Here is a 15,212-nt window from a genome sequence, read left to right as displayed (position 1 = left end):
CGGCGCATGGGCACTACCGTTGGTACTCGAACGCGTACATTTGGCAGATTAGTAATTAAAAGCGTCTATGTCAACAAAAATTACGCAAATGGATAATTTTCCGATCCGTCTGAAACAGGAGCGGCGACGTTTGAGCATGAACCAGACAGAGTTCGCCAATGCGGGCGGCGTCCAGAAGCAGGCGCAATTTACCTACGAGAAGGGTATGAGATATCCCGACGCGAGCTACCTGGCAGGAATCGCCGAGATTGGCGTCGACGTCCTGTACCTGCTGACCGGGCGCGCGTCGGATCCTGCAACACTGGCACTCGAACACGATGAGGAGCGCCTGCTCGCCGGATATCGCGAACTGAAGCCCCGGGAGAAGAGGGGAGTGTTGGCATTGGTCGCGGCGATGATCGGTGCGGCGGAGGGCGAGGAAAATGGCGGAGAGGGGCAGCCCGGGTAAGGGCGCTGCGTTCGTGCGACGTGGCCGACGGCCTCAATTGCGAGGCGTTGCAGGTGGATTGCTGATTTTCGCGCCGGGAGCCTGACGTATTTTCATCATGAGCGAGATTCCCTGTTCCCTCGAACTGCAATTGCGCTGTTGCACGAGCGACGCAGGTGCCCTGTCCGCCCACGCGATTGGCATGTGCTGCGAGGGGTTTCGCCAGCATGTGAACAGGGAAACACGCCGGTGGCGCTTTGCGCCTGCCGTAGTTATCGGGCCGTTTGTCCTGCTCGTTGCTCTCACATTCCTGTTCGCCCTCCACTCCTGGCGCGGCCCCACGTTCGATTGCTTCGCAGGCGTGCTCGCCTGGATCGTGATTCTTTACGGACTGTCCGGGCGGATGTATGCGCAGCAGATGCGCTCGGTGAACCGGCTGGAGGCCGCGCGTATCGATGCGTGGGCAACCATGCTAGGTCGGCTCACGCTTTCATTGCGGCATGTCGTTGAGCTGCACGCGCGGACCATGCTCAACAGGCTGCCGGTCATTCTCTGTCGGCTGCGAGGCCGTCTGCGACTGCGGCTTGGCTTGATCGATCACACGCTCACCGCCTCGCGCCTCGTTCCGCCCGGGGCCGCGCACGCCTGAGCGTTGCGCGGATTCCTCCGCCTCTTGCCGCGCGCGCCGCGTGCTTGTCCTTACGACCGTAAAAGAGGCTGCCTGCGTTCAGGAGGCAGTCCTGTGGCCCGCAAAACTTCCGTTCCAATTCCGACCGCGCCGCTCGTCCCCGGTTACCTGCTGCGTTTCGTTGACCTTCGCCCTCACGTTCGCCTCTCCCGGCAGACGGTCCTGACGCTGGAGAACGCCGGTCGCTTTCCGCGTGCTGTCCGCTTTGGCCCACGCTGCACCCTGTGGCGTTCGGCCGACGTGATCGCGTGGCTGGACAATCCCGAGCACTACCGGGCGTCTTGGCTGGAAGAGGGCGGTGAAAGCCCCCGCGCTGCGGCGACGGAGTCTTGGCCCTCTGCGACACGGTGCTTTCAGTGCCCCTACGGCATCAACCAGTACCGCTGATTCAAATCGGGTCACACACTGCGTTATCGTCGAGCAAGACATGAGGGTAGTACACAAGTGCACGGCACTCGGCGTCACGAGGCGAGCGCGGTCGGCTGTCGCCTATTTGTGCACAGCAACGTGGCGCCTTGACTAGGGTAGACCGGGCGGCGCGGCATCTTCGCCTGCCGCATGCGACCTGGCATCGGCGTAGAATATATTAATCGTTTTGATTACTCTCGATTAGGGGACTTATTGGATATGGAAAACGCCACGAAGACCTTTACCGCGCATGTGCCTGTTGAGCTTGCCGAACAGGTAGATGCGCTGGCTGCGCGCTGGGACCGTCCACGCGGCTGGATCCTGAATCGCGCTCTTGCTGATCTGGTAGAGCAGGAAAACGAGCGTGATCGACTGACGCGGCAAGGCCTGGAAAGCGCGCGCGGGGGCCGCACGGTCGCGCACGAGCGCGTGCGCGCCTGGGTGCACTCCATCGCAGCGGGCAAGTTCTCCGCTCTTCCGCAATCCACGGATCGCGATGCCTAATGCTATTGCGAATCGAATGGGCCGACGAGGCGCTTCAGGACCTGGAGCGTCTCGTCCTGTTCCAGCTCGTCCATAACGGAGAGCGTGCCGCGCAGGGCGTCGCGCAGGGCCTCTACGATTTCGTTGAGCAGTTGCCCTTAGCGCCGCGTGTATGGCGTCAGTTGCGCCAGTTCGACGGCGACGTACGTCGTGCACTCTGGTCCCGCTATGAAGTGCGTTATGAGGTAGACGAAGGCATCGGCGTCGTCCGGGTCGTCCGTCTCTTCGAACAGCGGGAAGACCGCGAAGTTTGATATTACCGTTTCTCATGTGAGCCGGGCGATCTGATGATGCGGGACGGAAGCGCTTCGCGCTCACAGCCGGATAGGCCATGCGAGCGCGGCCAGATTTTACCGCTCCCAACCGCCCGACTTCACTTCAAAAGTGCCGACAGCGCTGCCCTCGTCAATGGGCCCCGGGTTGCCGGCTTTGTGAACTTTGAGCAAGTCGCCATGCGCAGGCTTGCGATGCCCAATCGTGCGCAGGCGTTGAATGACCTGAAGGTGCTGCCGCGCAATGAGCTGGAAGCGCTTGGGCGTGATCGGGTTGGTCAGCACAACATCAGGATCAACGACCCGTATCGAGTGTGTTTGCGCTTCATGCGGGCAACGTATTTGAAGTTGAGATCGTCGACTACCCCAGGAGGTGCTGCCTATGTCGCGCGACGTTTCCTATCCTGAAATTTCTGTCGGAGCAATTCACGCTTCCGATGGATATCGCAGCGTACCGGCTCGCGAAGGAAATCGGCGTTGAGCAAACGCGCATCGGCGAAATCGTTTCAGGCCGTCGCGCCATTACGGTAGATACCGGCCTGCACCTCTCCCCGCTTCTTTGGCACCAGCGATGAAATCTGGACGACACTTCAACTGGGCTTCGATACCGCTCGTATCTAAGATGAGTTGGCTCGTCAACTCGACGCGATTCACCCGTTCGATCCGGCCTGATCCATCTCTGCTTCGCAACAAGCCGCCTGCGCGGACTGCACCGCCGAACGCTAGACGCAAATCCAGCTTTTGGGCTGTTTTTCTAGAAACGCCCGGGTTTTCCTGACACTGTCCAATGTTAGTCTTCGACGCCGATTGATCCGCCTTGATTTTCTGGAACCATCCGGGAAGAGCTTTTCGGGCGTTTCGGGTCAAGATGGACCCGGCGAAAGCACATCTTGACGGGCAAGCCCAGCCGGTGCAAAGACCTTGAGAGCGGAGTGAGGACGCCTCTCGTTGATCGCGGAGGCGACTGTGCTTTTGCCTTGCTATGTGCCGCGCGCGAACAGCGCACGCTTCATCCTGTGCAGGGTGCGGTACGGCGTCACGAAGTGCAGCAGGCTCTTTGCAACGCCTGCCCAGTCGCGCCAGTTCAGCACGTCCAGATAGCGCAACTGCAGGCGCAAGGTCGATACGATCTGCCGGCGCCGCTTTGTCGCGCTGATCCCGCCTTCATTGAGTTCGTAGTACAGACCGAGTTCAGGCAGGTTCGCGCACTCGTAGTGCTCCATGAGGCGCAGGAACAGATCAAGGTCCTCAGCGGCTGGATACTGGACGCGATAGTTGCCTACAGCGAGCACGGCATCAATACGCAGCATCACCGAAGGATGCACGAGCGGCGAGCGCAAGAGGCGCGTACGGCGCAGCGCGCGCGCATCGCTGCTCGGGCGCAGCATGAAGAGCGGCTCGCCCGCACGATTGACCACCTGGGTCCACGTGCCGAGCGCGGCAAGCGCGGGCTCCGCTTCCATACGCAAACGCTGCTTTGCGAGGCGCTGAGGCGCGGCGAGATCGCCTGCATCGATACGCGCCGCATAGCGAAACCCGCGCGCCGCGAGCGCCTCGACACCCGCTTCCAACGCGCGCTCGATACCGCCATTCTTCGCCATCCGCAAGACTTCCACGCACATGCCCGGCACCTCGGGCGCGACGATGGGCGGCGTGCTGCCGTCGTCGACGACGAGCGCATAGATGTTTGCGTCCTCATCGAACGAAGCGAGCGTGCGCGCAACGTCGTCCTGGCCGTTATACGCGGGCATGAGCACGGCGACGTCGGCAAGCGCGCCTTCGCGTGCATCGCGCAGTGGAAGCGCGGCGGAATTCATCATGAAACGAGTTTGAAGCGGATGTAGTAGAGGTTCACGCAGGCCGCCGCGAGATAGCCCGCCGCGAGGCCGCACAGCGCGCCATACGAGCCGAGTCGCGGTATCGCCACGAGATTCACGGCGAACGCCACCGCGAGCGCGAGCAGCCATTTCGCGAGCAGCACAAATTTCGCCTGATATTTGAGCACGACGAGGTTGCCGATGGCTTCGAGTCCCGCCGGCACCGAAAGCCAAACAGCCCAGCGAAAAATGCCGATCGCGCCTTCATAGTCTGGCCCGAACACGCGGCCGATGATGAAGCCCGCGAGCGTATCGAGCACGAGCGCGCCGGCCACCATCAGCACGGCCGTCATCGCGAAGAGACGCACGAGGTTACGGCGCAGCTGCGCGGTCTGCTGCACGCGGTAGACGAAGGCGGGCGCGATGGTCTGCGAGAGCATGAGCGCGAGCGTGATCCAGTTCTCGTTGAGCTGCTGCGCGGCCGAGTAGCGGCCGAGATCGGCGAACGAGATCGTGCGCTCGAGCATCAGGCGGTCGAGCTTCAGAAACAGGTACATGCAGATGAGCCCGAGCCAGAACACCGTGCCTGCGCTCGCGAAATGCCTGAAAAGCGAGCGGTCCACGTGCCAGCCGAGCTTGCCCCCGTGGCGGCGCCGGAAGTAGAGCACGAGCGCCGCACCAATCGCCGCCGATTCGAGCGCCCAGAGCCAGCCGAAGGTGGCGGGCGCGAACGCCGCGCGCGCAAGCAGGTACACGAGCAGCGCCTTGATCACCGCCGTCGTCATGCTCGCGAGCAATTGCGGCTTGCTGTACGTCATGCTCTGCAGCCAGGCGTTGATTACGCCAACAAATGGCTCACGAAACAGCATCGTCACGGCGAGCCCGGCGAGCATCGCGCCGACCATCGGATCGGTCACGCCGAGCACAATGCCGGCCCACGTGAGGAGCAGCGCCGCCGCCGACACGCCGATGCGCAGCGCGAATGCGCTCCCGAGCACAGTGCCGAGCTGCTCCAGCGGCCGGTTGACAATGGTGGGCACGAGAATCTCGGCGCCGCACACCCATGTCACGGGCGCGAGCACGAGCAAAAGCGTGTTGGCGTACTGCCACTTGCCGAAGATGTCAGGGCCGAAATAGCGTGCGAGCACGCCGCTGATGACGATGGCCACCGCGATCTGCGTGACGCGCTCGAGGCCGAGCCACACGATGTTCGCAAACGCACGGGCGACGTCGGGGTTGCCAAAGCGCTTGAGGCTCAGCATCGCGCCTCGCGGTGGCGGGAGACGCTAAAAAAGGGGCAGGCACGCGGCATGCGCGATCTTTCCGCCATTTTTGACGAATATTTTGGCAATAAAAGGAAACGGCGAAGCATTAAAATGGGTGCATACCACTGCCGAAAAACGGCAATTATAGTTTGTAACGGTTCCCACTTTTCGTAACGCGAAAGGCTTTCAACTGCCTGTCCGTGTTACGAATAGACCCGAATCCCATCAGGACGTGAGCCCCAACATGATTTCGAAATCGATTTTCAAGGCATATGACATTCGCGGCGTGATTGGCAAGACGCTCGACACCGACACCGCGCGCGCCATCGGCCGCGCCTTCGGCAGCGAAGTGCGCGCGCAGGGCGGCGACGCCGTGGTGATCGCGCGCGACGGCCGGCTCTCGGGTCCCGATCTCTCGCGAGCGCTGGCTGACGGCCTGTGCGAGGCCGGCGTGGCCGTGGTCGACGTCGGCATGGTGCCCACGCCCGTGGGCTACTTCGCCGCGAGCGTGCCGCTCAAGCTCGCGGGCGGCGAGCGCAACGTGGACTCGTGCATCGTCGTGACGGGCAGCCACAATCCGCCCGACTACAACGGCTTCAAGATGGTCCTGCGCGGCAAGGCCATATACGGCGACCAGATCCTCGCGCTGTATGACCGCATCGTTGCAGACCGTTTCGACGCGGGCGAGGGCAGCTACACGAAGTACGACATCGCCGACACCTATGTCGATCGCATCTTGAGTGACGTGAAGCTCGCGCGCCCCCTGAAGATCGTCGTCGACACCGGCAACGGCGTGGCGGGCGACCTGGCGCCGCGTCTGTTCAAGGCGATGGGCTGCGAGCTGGTCGAGCTCTTCACGGAAGTGGACGGCAATTTCCCGAACCACCATCCGGACCCGGCGCACCCCGAGAATCTGCAGGACGTGATCCGGGCGCTCAAGGAAACGGATGCGGAAATCGGCTTTGCGTTCGACGGCGACGGCGACCGTCTGGGCGTCGTGACCAAGGACGGCCAGATCATCTATCCGGATCGCCAGCTCATGCTTTTTGCCGAGGAAGTGCTCTCGCGCAACCCGGGCAAGCAGATCATCTACGACGTGAAGTGCACGCGCAATCTCGCGAAGTGGGTGAAGGAAAAGGGCGGTGAGCCGCTCATGTGGAAGACGGGCCACTCGCTCGTGAAGGCGAAGCTGCGCGAAACCGGCGCGCCGCTCGCGGGCGAAATGAGCGGCCACGTGTTCTTCAAGGACCGCTGGTACGGCTTCGACGACGGCCTGTACACGGGCGCGCGTCTGCTCGAAATCCTCTCGCGCGTGGCCGATCCGAGCAAGCTGCTCAACGACCTGCCGAATTCGCACGCCACGCCCGAGCTGCAGCTGAAGCTCGAGGAAGGCGAGAACTTCGAGCTGATCGGCAAGCTGCAGAAGAACGCGAAGTTCACGGGCGCGGACGAGGTCATCACCATCGACGGCCTGCGCGTGGAATACCCGGACGGCTTTGGTCTTGCCCGCTCGTCGAACACCACGCCCGTGGTCGTGATGCGTTTCGAGGCCGACAACGATGCCGCGCTCGCGCGCATCCAGGCCGACTTCAAGCGGGTGATTCTCGCCGAGAAGCCGGACGCGAAGCTGCCGTTCTAAGCCTCCAGGGGCCGCTGCGCCCCTTGCTGCTCCTTGCGTTCATATGACGCGCCTAACGGCGCCGCGCCAGTTACAGCGCGGCGCCGTTTGCATTCCTTTCCGCGCATTTCCCCGGTTTTTCTTTGCATTTGCGTGCGGCGCGCTAAAATTGCCCACCTTTTTAATCTGTCCGCACAAAGTACCCTGAGCGTGCAAAAGATCCTCATCGTGCGCGTGTCGTCGCTTGGCGACGTCGTCCACAACATGCCCGCCATCGCCGATATCCGGCGGCGGTACCCCGACGCGCAGATCGACTGGCTCGTCGAAGAAGGCTTCCAGTCGCTCGTCGAGCTCGTGGAGGGCGTGCGCCGCGCGATCCCGTTTTCGCTGCGCCGCTGGCGCAAAGGCCTCTTCTCTGCCGCCAACTGGCGCGAGATCGGCACGTTCCGGCGCGCGCTCGTGGCCGAGAAGTACGACCTCGTGATCGACTGCCAGGGGCTCATCAAGACGGCGTGGGTGGCGAGCTGGGCGCGCGGGCCACTCGTCGGCCTGGGCAACCGCACCGATGGCGCGGGCTACGAATGGCCCGTGCGCTTCTTCTACGACCGCTCGATTCGCATCGAGCCGCGCACCCACGTGGTCGAGCGTACGCGCAAACTGGTCGCCGGCGCGCTCGATCTCGCCCCGCCGTCGCCCACCGACGACATCGAGTTCGGCCTCGACACCTACCGCGCCGCGCAGGCGCTCGCGGGCGTTGGGCTGAACCTGCCAGTCCCCTACGTGGTGTTCGTGCACGCCACGTCGCGCGCCGACAAGCAGTGGCCCGACCAGCACTGGATCGAGCTTGGCCAGGCGCTCGTGAGGCGCGGCGCGTCGCTCGTGCTGCCCTGGGGCAGCGAGGCCGAGCGCGCCACGAGCGAGCGCCTCGCGCGCGAATTCGGCGAAGCGGCGGTCGTGCCTCCGAAGCTCCCGCTGCCGGCGGTGGTGGGCCTGATTGACGGCGCGGCGGCCACGGTGGGCGTGGACACGGGGCTCGTGCACATCGCGGCCGCGCTGAAGCGCCCGACCGTCGAGTTGTACAATTTCGCGACCGCCTGGCGCACGGGCGGCTACTGGTCGCCGAACGTCGTCAATCTGGGCACGGCAGGCCAGCCGCCAACGCTTGCGCAGGTGAAGGGCGCGCTGGCGAGCTTCGGGCTGCTGTAGCGGCGCGGCGCCGCAGCGCAGGCGCCTGACAAACTGAGGGGCTGCGGCGCGTCAAGGCGCACCACTGAGGCTGCGGGTATAAGAATCGGCGCTCGCGAGGGTGCACAAATGTGCACGAGCGAGCGCCAGGGCTTCGCCGGCATGAATCGCGCGAGATGGCAACGAAGCGGGCAACAGCGCACACCACGCTCGCACCGCGCCACACCGGCAGGCAATCAGATCCATCGCTTCCAGGGGCGAACAATGAACGAATCCCAGATCATCGAAATCACGTCCGCAGACTGGCACGGCCAGCAGCTCTCGCAACCGCGCGAGACGCTGCTCGACGCCGTCGAGCAGGGCAAGGTGCTGTATTTTCCGAATCTGGCCTTCGCGATCGAAGGCGGCGAGCGCGCGCTGCTCGACCCCGCGATCGCCGACCCCAAGCGCAAGAACATCAGCCTCGACCCGAACGGCGGCGCGCTGCACGGCGTGCTCGGCGACACTGTCACGCAGACGGCCGTGCGTGCGTTGATCGCGCGCTACCAGACGTGCGCTCGCACGCTGGTGGGCGGCCTCTTTCCCGAATACACCGGCAAGCTGCGCGTGGCGCCTACGAGCCTGCGCCTGCATCAGGTGGAAACGCGTGAGACCTCGTGGCGCAAGGACGATTCGCGCCTGCACGTGGATGCCTTTCCCTCGCGTCCGAACTACGGCGAGCGCATCCTGCGCGTGTTCACCAACGTCAACCCGAACGGCGTGCCGCGCGTGTGGCGCGTGGGCGAGCCGTTCGAGGACATGGCAAAGCGCTTCCTGCCCAACATCAAGCCGCAGTTTCCGGGCTCGGCGTGGCTGCAGAACCTGCTGCACATCACGAAGTCGCAGCGCAGTGAGTACGACCATCTGATGCTCAATCTCCACGACGGCATGAAGGCTGATCTCGATTACCAGAAGGCGTGCCCGCAGGAGACCATCGGTTTTCCGCCGGGCAGCGTCTGGGTGTGCTTCTCCGATCACACTTCGCATGCCGTGATGTCCGGTCAGTTCATGATGGAGCAGACCTTCTTCCTGCCGGTGAAGGAGATGGTGCATCCCGAATGGGCGCCGCTCGGCATTCTCGAACGCCTCAAGGGCAAGGAACTGGTTTGAATCCACGTGCGATGAGCTTGCCGATCCACGCCTCCTGCCGCGCGGCCGCGGCGTTTCGCATGACCGTGGCCGACGCGGAGGCACGATGCTGAGAGCGATCTATCGCGCGGCCTGGTGGCTCATTGCCCCGCTCGCGGTCCTGCGGCTATTCATTCGCTCGCGCCGCGAGCGCGGTTATCGAGAGCATATCGACGAGCGATTCGGCTATGCGGCAGGGCGTTTGCCCGAGGACGATGCGGCGCTCATCTGGGTGCATGCCGTCTCCGTGGGCGAAACCCGCGCGGCTCAGCCGCTCGTCGACGGGCTGCTGGCGGCGCGGCCTGACGCGCGTATTCTGCTCACGCACATGACGCCGGGCGGCCGCGCCACCGGCGAGCAGCTTTTCGGCAACCGCGTGTTGCGCTGCTACCTGCCGTACGACATGCCGCACGCCGTGCGGCGTTTCCTGCACGCATGGCGGCCGTCGCTCGGCCTCGTGATGGAAACCGAGGTCTGGCCCACGCTCATCGACGAGTGCAAGCGTGCCGACGTGCCGCTCGTGCTCACCAACGCGCGCATGTCGGCGCGCTCGTTCAAGCGCGCGGCGAAGTTCGGCGCGGGCGCGCGCGAGGTGTTCGGCGGTTTCACACGTGTGCTCGCGCAAAGTCCCTCCGATGCGGAGCGCCTCACCTCGCTTGGCGCGCGCAACGTGGCGGTGCTTGGCAACCTCAAGTTCGACATGGCGAGCCCGCCGGCGCTGATCGCGCGGGGCCGCGAATGGCGGCGCGCGATCGGCGAGCGGCCGGTGTGGGTGGCGGCGAGCACGCGCGAAGGGGAAGAGGAGCTCGTGCTGCAGGCCTTCGCGGCACTCGATGTGCCCGACGCGCTTCTGATCCTCGTGCCGCGCCATCCGCAGCGCTTCGATGAGGTAGCAGCACTCGTGGAGCGCAGGAACTACAAGCTCGAACGGCGCTCGCGCTGGGCGCCCCCCGCGACTGCGGCCGCTGCGGCGCACGCGGGCGTGCGCGTGTTGCCGCAGGACGTGAGTGTGCTGCTCGGCGATTCGATGGGGGAGATGGGCGCTTACTACGCTGCCGCCGATCTCGCGTTTATCGGCGGCAGTCTCCTGCCGCTCGGCGGGCAAAACCTGATCGAAGCGTGCGCCGTGGGCGTGCCGGTGCTGATCGGGCCGCACGTGTTCAACTTCACGCAGGCCACCGCCGACGCCACGGCCGCGGGCGCGGCCTTGCAGGTTCAGGATCCCGCCGATCTCGCGCGCGCCTTGCACGAACTCTTCAACGACAAGCCGCGCCGGGTCGCGATGGGTGCGGCTGCCGCCGCATTCGCCTCGCGCCACCGCGGCGCAACGGCGCGCACGGTGGATGTTGTAGAGGCGCTCGTCTCGGATGTATGAATTCGCGCGCGGTAGCGCGTAGTTCGCTCAGTTCCACCGCGCTCGCCGCACCTCAACGGCAGGTTGTGCGTACACCGCTTGCCGACCTGAACGAGCTTTGATTGCGCCAAGCTCGAACAGAGCATGGCAATCGGTCTGCTCGCGCGGTTCACCCAGGCAGAATATCTTTCATGACATTCACCACATCATTTGGCTCAATGCTCGTCACATCACTGGCCCCCGTCAGTGGAGCACATTTAAAAAAATCGTTCTCGACGTAGCGGGTTCTCGGGTCAATGTCATTGCTAAACAAAGCGATGGTCGGCACGCCGGCCGCGTGCGCAATATGCAGAAGCCCGCCGTCCGCCCCTACAAATAGCCTGCTCTGGCTTATCAGGGAAAAGCATTCATGGATCTTCAACTTGCCAACCAATGAGGTGAGCTTCAGATTCGTGAATTGCATGCCGATCAGATCGTTTGCTTCCGCGAGTCCATTATCCGATCCGACCAGGACGAACTCATAACGCGACAACCCCGCATCATCGTCGAGCCGAGCTAGAACCTCTGCCCACTTACCGTAGATACGGGGGGATTCCCTGCCGCCCACCGAAATGGCGACTCTCCCGGCGCAACCCTCCGATGGAAAATCATCGCACCTGGGAGCGTCGAGGACGAGTCGGGCACTTTTATACAGGTCCATCTCGGCGATCCCGCATTTCAGAATCTTGTTGAACGCGTAGTAGCTGAACTGTATGTGATTGAAATTGCGCCCTGCATACCATCCGATCAGGCTGGTAAATCTGGATTGGCTCGCATGCCTGATTTTTTCTTTTATTACGCGAATTCCAAGCTTGTTCAGTATGATGAAATCGTATTCGCTGAAATTGACTTGACGATAATCCGTGTAGATTTTCGATATGTACCGGTCATGCCGAAAGAGCTCGGCCAGTGACGGATCGAGCACAACATCCAGCTTGTACGGGGTGCTGCCAATTAATGCCCGCCCGGAAAGATCCATCAACGCGTCGCCGATGTTGTTGACGCCGCTGTACGCCAATAAAATCCGGGCGCCATCATGCAAGTCCGCGGCTTCCGTATACAGGCCGAGCTGCCGGTTAAATGAAAGTATCGACCATTTATGCAACTGCTTTTTCAGAAGCGAAATCTTCTTATAAAAAGAGAGATTCTCGACCTCATCCTGAATGATTCCCGGATGAGGAACGCGAAGGCTTCTATCTATAAAACCATGGACCGGTTCGACTTTCCTTTTTTCACTCTGCATGAGCCTGCCCGCAACGTCCTTATCCTATGACCGAAAGCCTATTATGCCACCGTGTGTCTGATGTACTCGCGCTCCGGCGACGCCTTGGAATCGCTAGCGCAAGTCGCCCACGAAACGTGAACAGATAACTGCAGCAGCGAGGGACGCCTAAGGTAACCGGCGGCGAAGCCGTCCGGGTTGAACGGAATGTTAGGCCGCCCATCGACAGCATGCGCGACTACCAGAGAAGCGGCGCCAGCCGGTAACGTACCCGGCTTCGATAGTCGCAGTAGCCCGCGAGGTTGGCCGCCAGGTAGACCTCCTCGCGCGTCAGCCGCCACACGATGACCGGGACGATCAAGGCAGCCGGGATAAGCGCCCACCACGAGCCCAGCGCAAGGGGTATTCCGGCGATCATGATCAGCGCGCCGGCGTACATGGGGTGGCGCACGATGGCATAGGGACCGGTGTCGATGACGTGCTGGCCCTCGGCGATCTCGATCGTGCTGGCGGTGAAAGTGTTCTCGCGGAAGGTAAGGAAAACAATCAGGAAGCCGATGGCGATCATAGAGTCGCCAGCGAGCGAAACGGCGGTGGGCACCTGGGACCAGCCGAGGCGTCTGTCGAACCCCGACGCGGCGAAGATGGCCAGAAAGACAAATCCCGCCAGCCCCTGGACGACGTTCTGCATCGGATCGGGCTCCGAGCCAGGTACCGCCTTCACTCGCCTCTCCAGCAGCGCCCTGTCGCGGAACCAGAGCCAGACGGTGATGGCCCCGGCGCATACAAAGAACACCGCCAGCATCGCCCACGCGCGCCCATCGTACAGCGTCCCCGCCGAACCGAAGAGCACGCCGGCGATGACCACGAACAGGAAGATGAAGCCCCTAAAAGCGCGCATTAGCAGCATAAGCAAAGCCCATAAGTGGCCGAATGCAGCACAAGAGTATAAACGCGGCGCAAATGAAGAACCGGCTGTCTCGAAGGATTTCCGTTTGCTGGCGCATGAGTATGTTCATTTATTCGAGCCGCCGACCTTCTCTCAATAAATGAGTACCATATCATTGCGCACGTGCGGACGATCCGTTTGGATGCGGTGGCCTTGGCGCATGCGGGTGTGTGGTTGTTCCCTCAGGACGTAAGCGTCCTGCGCGGCGACTCGATGGGTGAGATGGGCGCTTACTCCGCCATCGCTGACCTCGCATTCATTGGTGGCAGTCTGTTGCGACTCGGTGGGGAGAAACGGGTCGAAGCGTGCGCAGTAGGCGTGCAGGTATTGATCGGGCCGCACGTGTTCAACTTCACGCAGGCCACCGCCGACGCCACGGCCGCGGGGGCGGCCCTGCAGGTTAAGATCCCGCTGATCTCGCGCGCGCCTTGCACGAACTCTCTTCAACGACAAGCCGCGCCGGGTCGCGATGGGCGCGGCTGCCGCCGCATTCGCCTCGCGCCACCGCGGCGCAACGGCGCGCACAGTGGACGTTGTGGAGGCGCTCGTCTCGGATGTATGAATTCGCGCGCGGTAGCGCGTGCGCCAGTCGCACAACGACAACATGGACACGGTTGGACAAGCGCCAATGACGAAGACGATCTCGCGAATCCTCATCGCGCATCCCCGCTTTCCGCCCTTGGCTGACGACTACGCCGATGCTTTCGAGAAGGCTGGCGTGAAGGCGAAGACCTTCATCATCGAGGATCAGATCCACTGGGTCTCACGCTACATTTTTTGCAGAATCAACAAGCTCGCCCGTACGCTTCGCCTCGTCCCGAGAGGCACGGACTTGTTCCGCAAGCACCACCAGAGTGAGGCCAACCATCTGGCGACACGGCTCAGTGAAGAAGTGGCTGCCTATCAGCCCGATGTCGTACTGTGCATTCATGGCAAAAGAGCCGAAATCTTCCGGTTGCGGGAATCAAGAGTCACGAAGGCAGGCAGGTGGGTCGAGAAAAACGACAACTGGTCCGAACTGGAAGCGGCCACGCGCGACTTTGACGTCTACTTCGCATTCGCACCCGCTGTCGTCGCCGCGATTCAGTCGCATGGTCGTGAGGCTCGCTACCTGCCGCACGGTGCCAATGTTCGTCAGCATTATCCGATTGCTGGCACTGCCAAAGAAATCGATCTGGTATTTCTCGGCGCCTGGAGTCCGTGGCGTGACCAGGTCATTGCTAGCGCGTTCCAGGTGACGCAGGACATCGCGCTATATGGGCATTCGTGGATCAAGAAAAGCCGGCTGCCACGCGATATGCTGCGCCGTATCCACAAAGGAGACGTCATCCTCGGTGCGCCTCTGAATGCGCTTCACAACAAGGCACGCGTGGCCCTCAATGCGGACCGGACGGTCAGGCTCGGCCTGAACATGAGGTATTTCGAAGTGCTTGCCAGCGGGTCATGCCTGTTGACGGATAAAGCCGAGGATCTTCACGACTATTTCACCGACAACGAGCATTTGTGCGTCTATCAGGATCTCGAGGACAAGCAGCGAAAGCTGCGATGGCCCTCGACAACGAGGACGAGCGTCTGCGAATCAGCGCGAATGGTTTGCGCGAAGTTTCACAGCACCATACTTGCGACCACCGGGTCCAGTCGCTGATGGCGATGATTGGATCGCCGCAATGACGCGGCCAGTGATAAGCCGCCTTCGAACGTTGCAGGTGGAACGTCGTTGTGCTGCTCGTGTTGTAGTCAGCACCGCCTCTCCTCCTGCTGGAGGAGAGGCGCGGTTACTCACGCTGGCGACGATTTCGCTTTCATCGGCGGCAGTTTCTTGTCGCTCGGCGGGCACAACCTGATCGAAGCATGCGCCGTAGGCCTGCCGGTGCTGATCGGGCCGCACGAGTTCAACTTCAGCACCTTCGACGCCACGGCCGCGGGCGCCGCCCCGCAGCTTCAGGTCCCCGCCGATCTCGCGCGCGGCTTGCGCGAACTCTTCAACGACAAGCCGCGCCGGGCCGCCATGGGCGCGGCTGCGGCGGCATTCGCCTCGCGTCACCGCGGCGCGTACGGTGGACGTTGTACAGGCGCTCGTTCCAGATGTATGACTTTGCGTGCGGTAGCGCGTAGTCCGCTCAATTCCACTGCGCTCGCCGTATCTCAATGGCAGAGTTGAACGTTCACCGATCGCCGCGATGGGTCGAACTCCGTCAAGTGTGGCCAGCGTTCAGCATGATCGCCTCGGACGCTCCACTTAAAAATCTCGCGACCCT

At 62.7% G+C, this 15,212-nt stretch carries 16 protein-coding genes and 2 pseudogenes; 13 read left to right on the top strand and 5 right to left on the bottom strand.

Annotated features, from left to right (window positions below):
* Positions 1-88: 88 nt before the first annotated feature.
* From AB4Y43_RS08180 to AB4Y43_RS08160, 5 genes are all read left to right on the top strand, one after another.
* Positions 89-448 (top strand): helix-turn-helix domain-containing protein, encoded by a 360-nt coding sequence (locus AB4Y43_RS08180; RefSeq protein WP_368727512.1) that lies wholly within the window; start codon positions 89-91, stop codon positions 446-448.
* Between the two features lie 97 nt (positions 449-545).
* Positions 546-1,076 (top strand): hypothetical protein, encoded by a 531-nt coding sequence (locus AB4Y43_RS08175; RefSeq protein WP_368727435.1) that lies wholly within the window; start codon positions 546-548, stop codon positions 1,074-1,076.
* 93 nt (positions 1,077-1,169) lie between these two features.
* A complete protein-coding gene (locus tag AB4Y43_RS08170) occupies positions 1,170-1,502 on the top strand; it encodes a helix-turn-helix transcriptional regulator (RefSeq protein ID WP_368727434.1) in 333 nt (110 codons plus the stop codon).
* Positions 1,503-1,742: 240 nt separating this feature from the next.
* Positions 1,743-2,027 (top strand): CopG family ribbon-helix-helix protein, encoded by a 285-nt coding sequence (locus AB4Y43_RS08165; protein WP_368616910.1) that lies wholly within the window; start codon positions 1,743-1,745, stop codon positions 2,025-2,027.
* Positions 2,027-2,320 carry a type II toxin-antitoxin system RelE/ParE family toxin gene (locus AB4Y43_RS08160; RefSeq protein WP_083245514.1) on the top strand — a complete coding sequence of 98 codons (294 nt, stop codon included), beginning with the start codon at positions 2,027-2,029 and terminating at the stop codon, positions 2,318-2,320. The genes AB4Y43_RS08165 and AB4Y43_RS08160 overlap by 1 nt, the downstream gene beginning before the upstream one ends.
* A 96-nt stretch (positions 2,321-2,416) precedes the next feature.
* Here the strand turns inward: AB4Y43_RS08160 and AB4Y43_RS08155 are convergent, their stop codons facing one another.
* Positions 2,417-2,623 (bottom strand): hypothetical protein, encoded by a 207-nt coding sequence (locus AB4Y43_RS08155; protein ID WP_368727433.1) that lies wholly within the window; start codon positions 2,621-2,623, stop codon positions 2,417-2,419.
* A gap of 29 nt (positions 2,624-2,652) precedes the next feature.
* On the opposite strand from AB4Y43_RS08155, the gene AB4Y43_RS08150 reads away from it, so the two are divergent.
* Positions 2,653-2,913 carry a hypothetical protein gene (locus AB4Y43_RS08150; protein ID WP_368727432.1) on the top strand — a complete coding sequence of 87 codons (261 nt, stop codon included), beginning with the start codon at positions 2,653-2,655 and terminating at the stop codon, positions 2,911-2,913.
* Between the two features lie 405 nt (positions 2,914-3,318).
* On the opposite strand, the gene AB4Y43_RS08145 is transcribed toward AB4Y43_RS08150, so the two are convergent.
* Together AB4Y43_RS08145 and AB4Y43_RS08140 are read right to left on the bottom strand one after the other, a co-directional pair.
* The gene (locus tag AB4Y43_RS08145) at positions 3,319-4,155 is read right to left on the bottom strand and encodes a glycosyltransferase (protein WP_368727511.1); all 837 of its coding nucleotides are present in this window, start codon (positions 4,153-4,155) and stop codon (positions 3,319-3,321) included.
* The gene (locus tag AB4Y43_RS08140) at positions 4,155-5,417 is read right to left on the bottom strand and encodes an oligosaccharide flippase family protein (protein WP_368727431.1); all 1,263 of its coding nucleotides are present in this window, start codon (positions 5,415-5,417) and stop codon (positions 4,155-4,157) included. The genes AB4Y43_RS08145 and AB4Y43_RS08140 overlap by 1 nt, the downstream gene beginning before the upstream one ends.
* A 247-nt stretch (positions 5,418-5,664) precedes the next feature.
* Here AB4Y43_RS08140 and AB4Y43_RS08135 point away from each other — a divergent pair, with 247 nt between their 5' ends.
* The 4 genes from AB4Y43_RS08135 (at position 5,665) to waaA (ending at position 10,765) form a co-directional block, all read left to right on the top strand.
* A complete protein-coding gene (locus AB4Y43_RS08135; RefSeq protein ID WP_368727430.1) occupies positions 5,665-7,059 on the top strand; it encodes a phosphomannomutase/phosphoglucomutase in 1,395 nt (464 codons plus the stop codon).
* Positions 7,060-7,242: 183 nt separating this feature from the next.
* Complete coding sequence (gene waaC, locus AB4Y43_RS08130) at positions 7,243-8,244, top strand: lipopolysaccharide heptosyltransferase I (protein WP_368727510.1); 1,002 nt, start codon at positions 7,243-7,245, stop codon at positions 8,242-8,244.
* Positions 8,245-8,487: 243 nt separating this feature from the next.
* Positions 8,488-9,372: a Kdo hydroxylase family protein gene (locus tag AB4Y43_RS08125; RefSeq protein ID WP_368727429.1), complete on the top strand. Its 885-nt coding sequence runs from the start codon at positions 8,488-8,490 to the stop codon at positions 9,370-9,372.
* A gap of 85 nt (positions 9,373-9,457) precedes the next feature.
* Positions 9,458-10,765 carry a lipid IV(A) 3-deoxy-D-manno-octulosonic acid transferase gene (gene waaA / locus AB4Y43_RS08120; protein WP_368727428.1) on the top strand — a complete coding sequence of 436 codons (1,308 nt, stop codon included), beginning with the start codon at positions 9,458-9,460 and terminating at the stop codon, positions 10,763-10,765.
* Between the two features lie 148 nt (positions 10,766-10,913).
* On the opposite strand, the gene AB4Y43_RS08115 is transcribed toward waaA, so the two are convergent.
* Positions 10,914-12,026 carry a glycosyltransferase family 9 protein gene (locus tag AB4Y43_RS08115; protein WP_368727427.1) on the bottom strand — a complete coding sequence of 371 codons (1,113 nt, stop codon included), beginning with the start codon at positions 12,024-12,026 and terminating at the stop codon, positions 10,914-10,916.
* A 217-nt stretch (positions 12,027-12,243) separates the two neighbouring features.
* Complete coding sequence (locus AB4Y43_RS08110; RefSeq protein ID WP_368727426.1) at positions 12,244-12,915, bottom strand: isoprenylcysteine carboxylmethyltransferase family protein; 672 nt, start codon at positions 12,913-12,915, stop codon at positions 12,244-12,246.
* Between the two features lie 219 nt (positions 12,916-13,134).
* On the opposite strand from AB4Y43_RS08110, the pseudogene AB4Y43_RS08105 reads away from it, so the two are divergent.
* From AB4Y43_RS08105 to AB4Y43_RS08095, 3 genes and pseudogenes are all read left to right on the top strand, one after another.
* A pseudogene (locus AB4Y43_RS08105) lies at positions 13,135-13,516 on the top strand (3-deoxy-D-manno-octulosonic acid transferase); the annotation flags it as partial.
* Between the two features lie 66 nt (positions 13,517-13,582).
* Positions 13,583-14,599 (top strand): glycosyltransferase, encoded by a 1,017-nt coding sequence (locus AB4Y43_RS08100; RefSeq protein ID WP_368727425.1) that lies wholly within the window; start codon positions 13,583-13,585, stop codon positions 14,597-14,599.
* Positions 14,600-14,722: 123 nt separating this feature from the next.
* Positions 14,723-15,047 (top strand): annotated as a pseudogene (locus tag AB4Y43_RS08095) (3-deoxy-D-manno-octulosonic acid transferase); the annotation flags it as partial.
* Between the last annotated feature and the right edge of the window lie 165 nt (positions 15,048-15,212).

It is taken from the genome of Paraburkholderia sp. BR10872, assembly GCF_040965835.1.
In the GTDB taxonomy this organism is placed as follows: domain Bacteria; phylum Pseudomonadota; class Gammaproteobacteria; order Burkholderiales; family Burkholderiaceae; genus Paraburkholderia; species Paraburkholderia nodosa_A.
The sequence above is the reverse complement of the archived record's forward strand: the minus strand, read 5'-3'. Positions and strand labels throughout refer to the sequence as shown.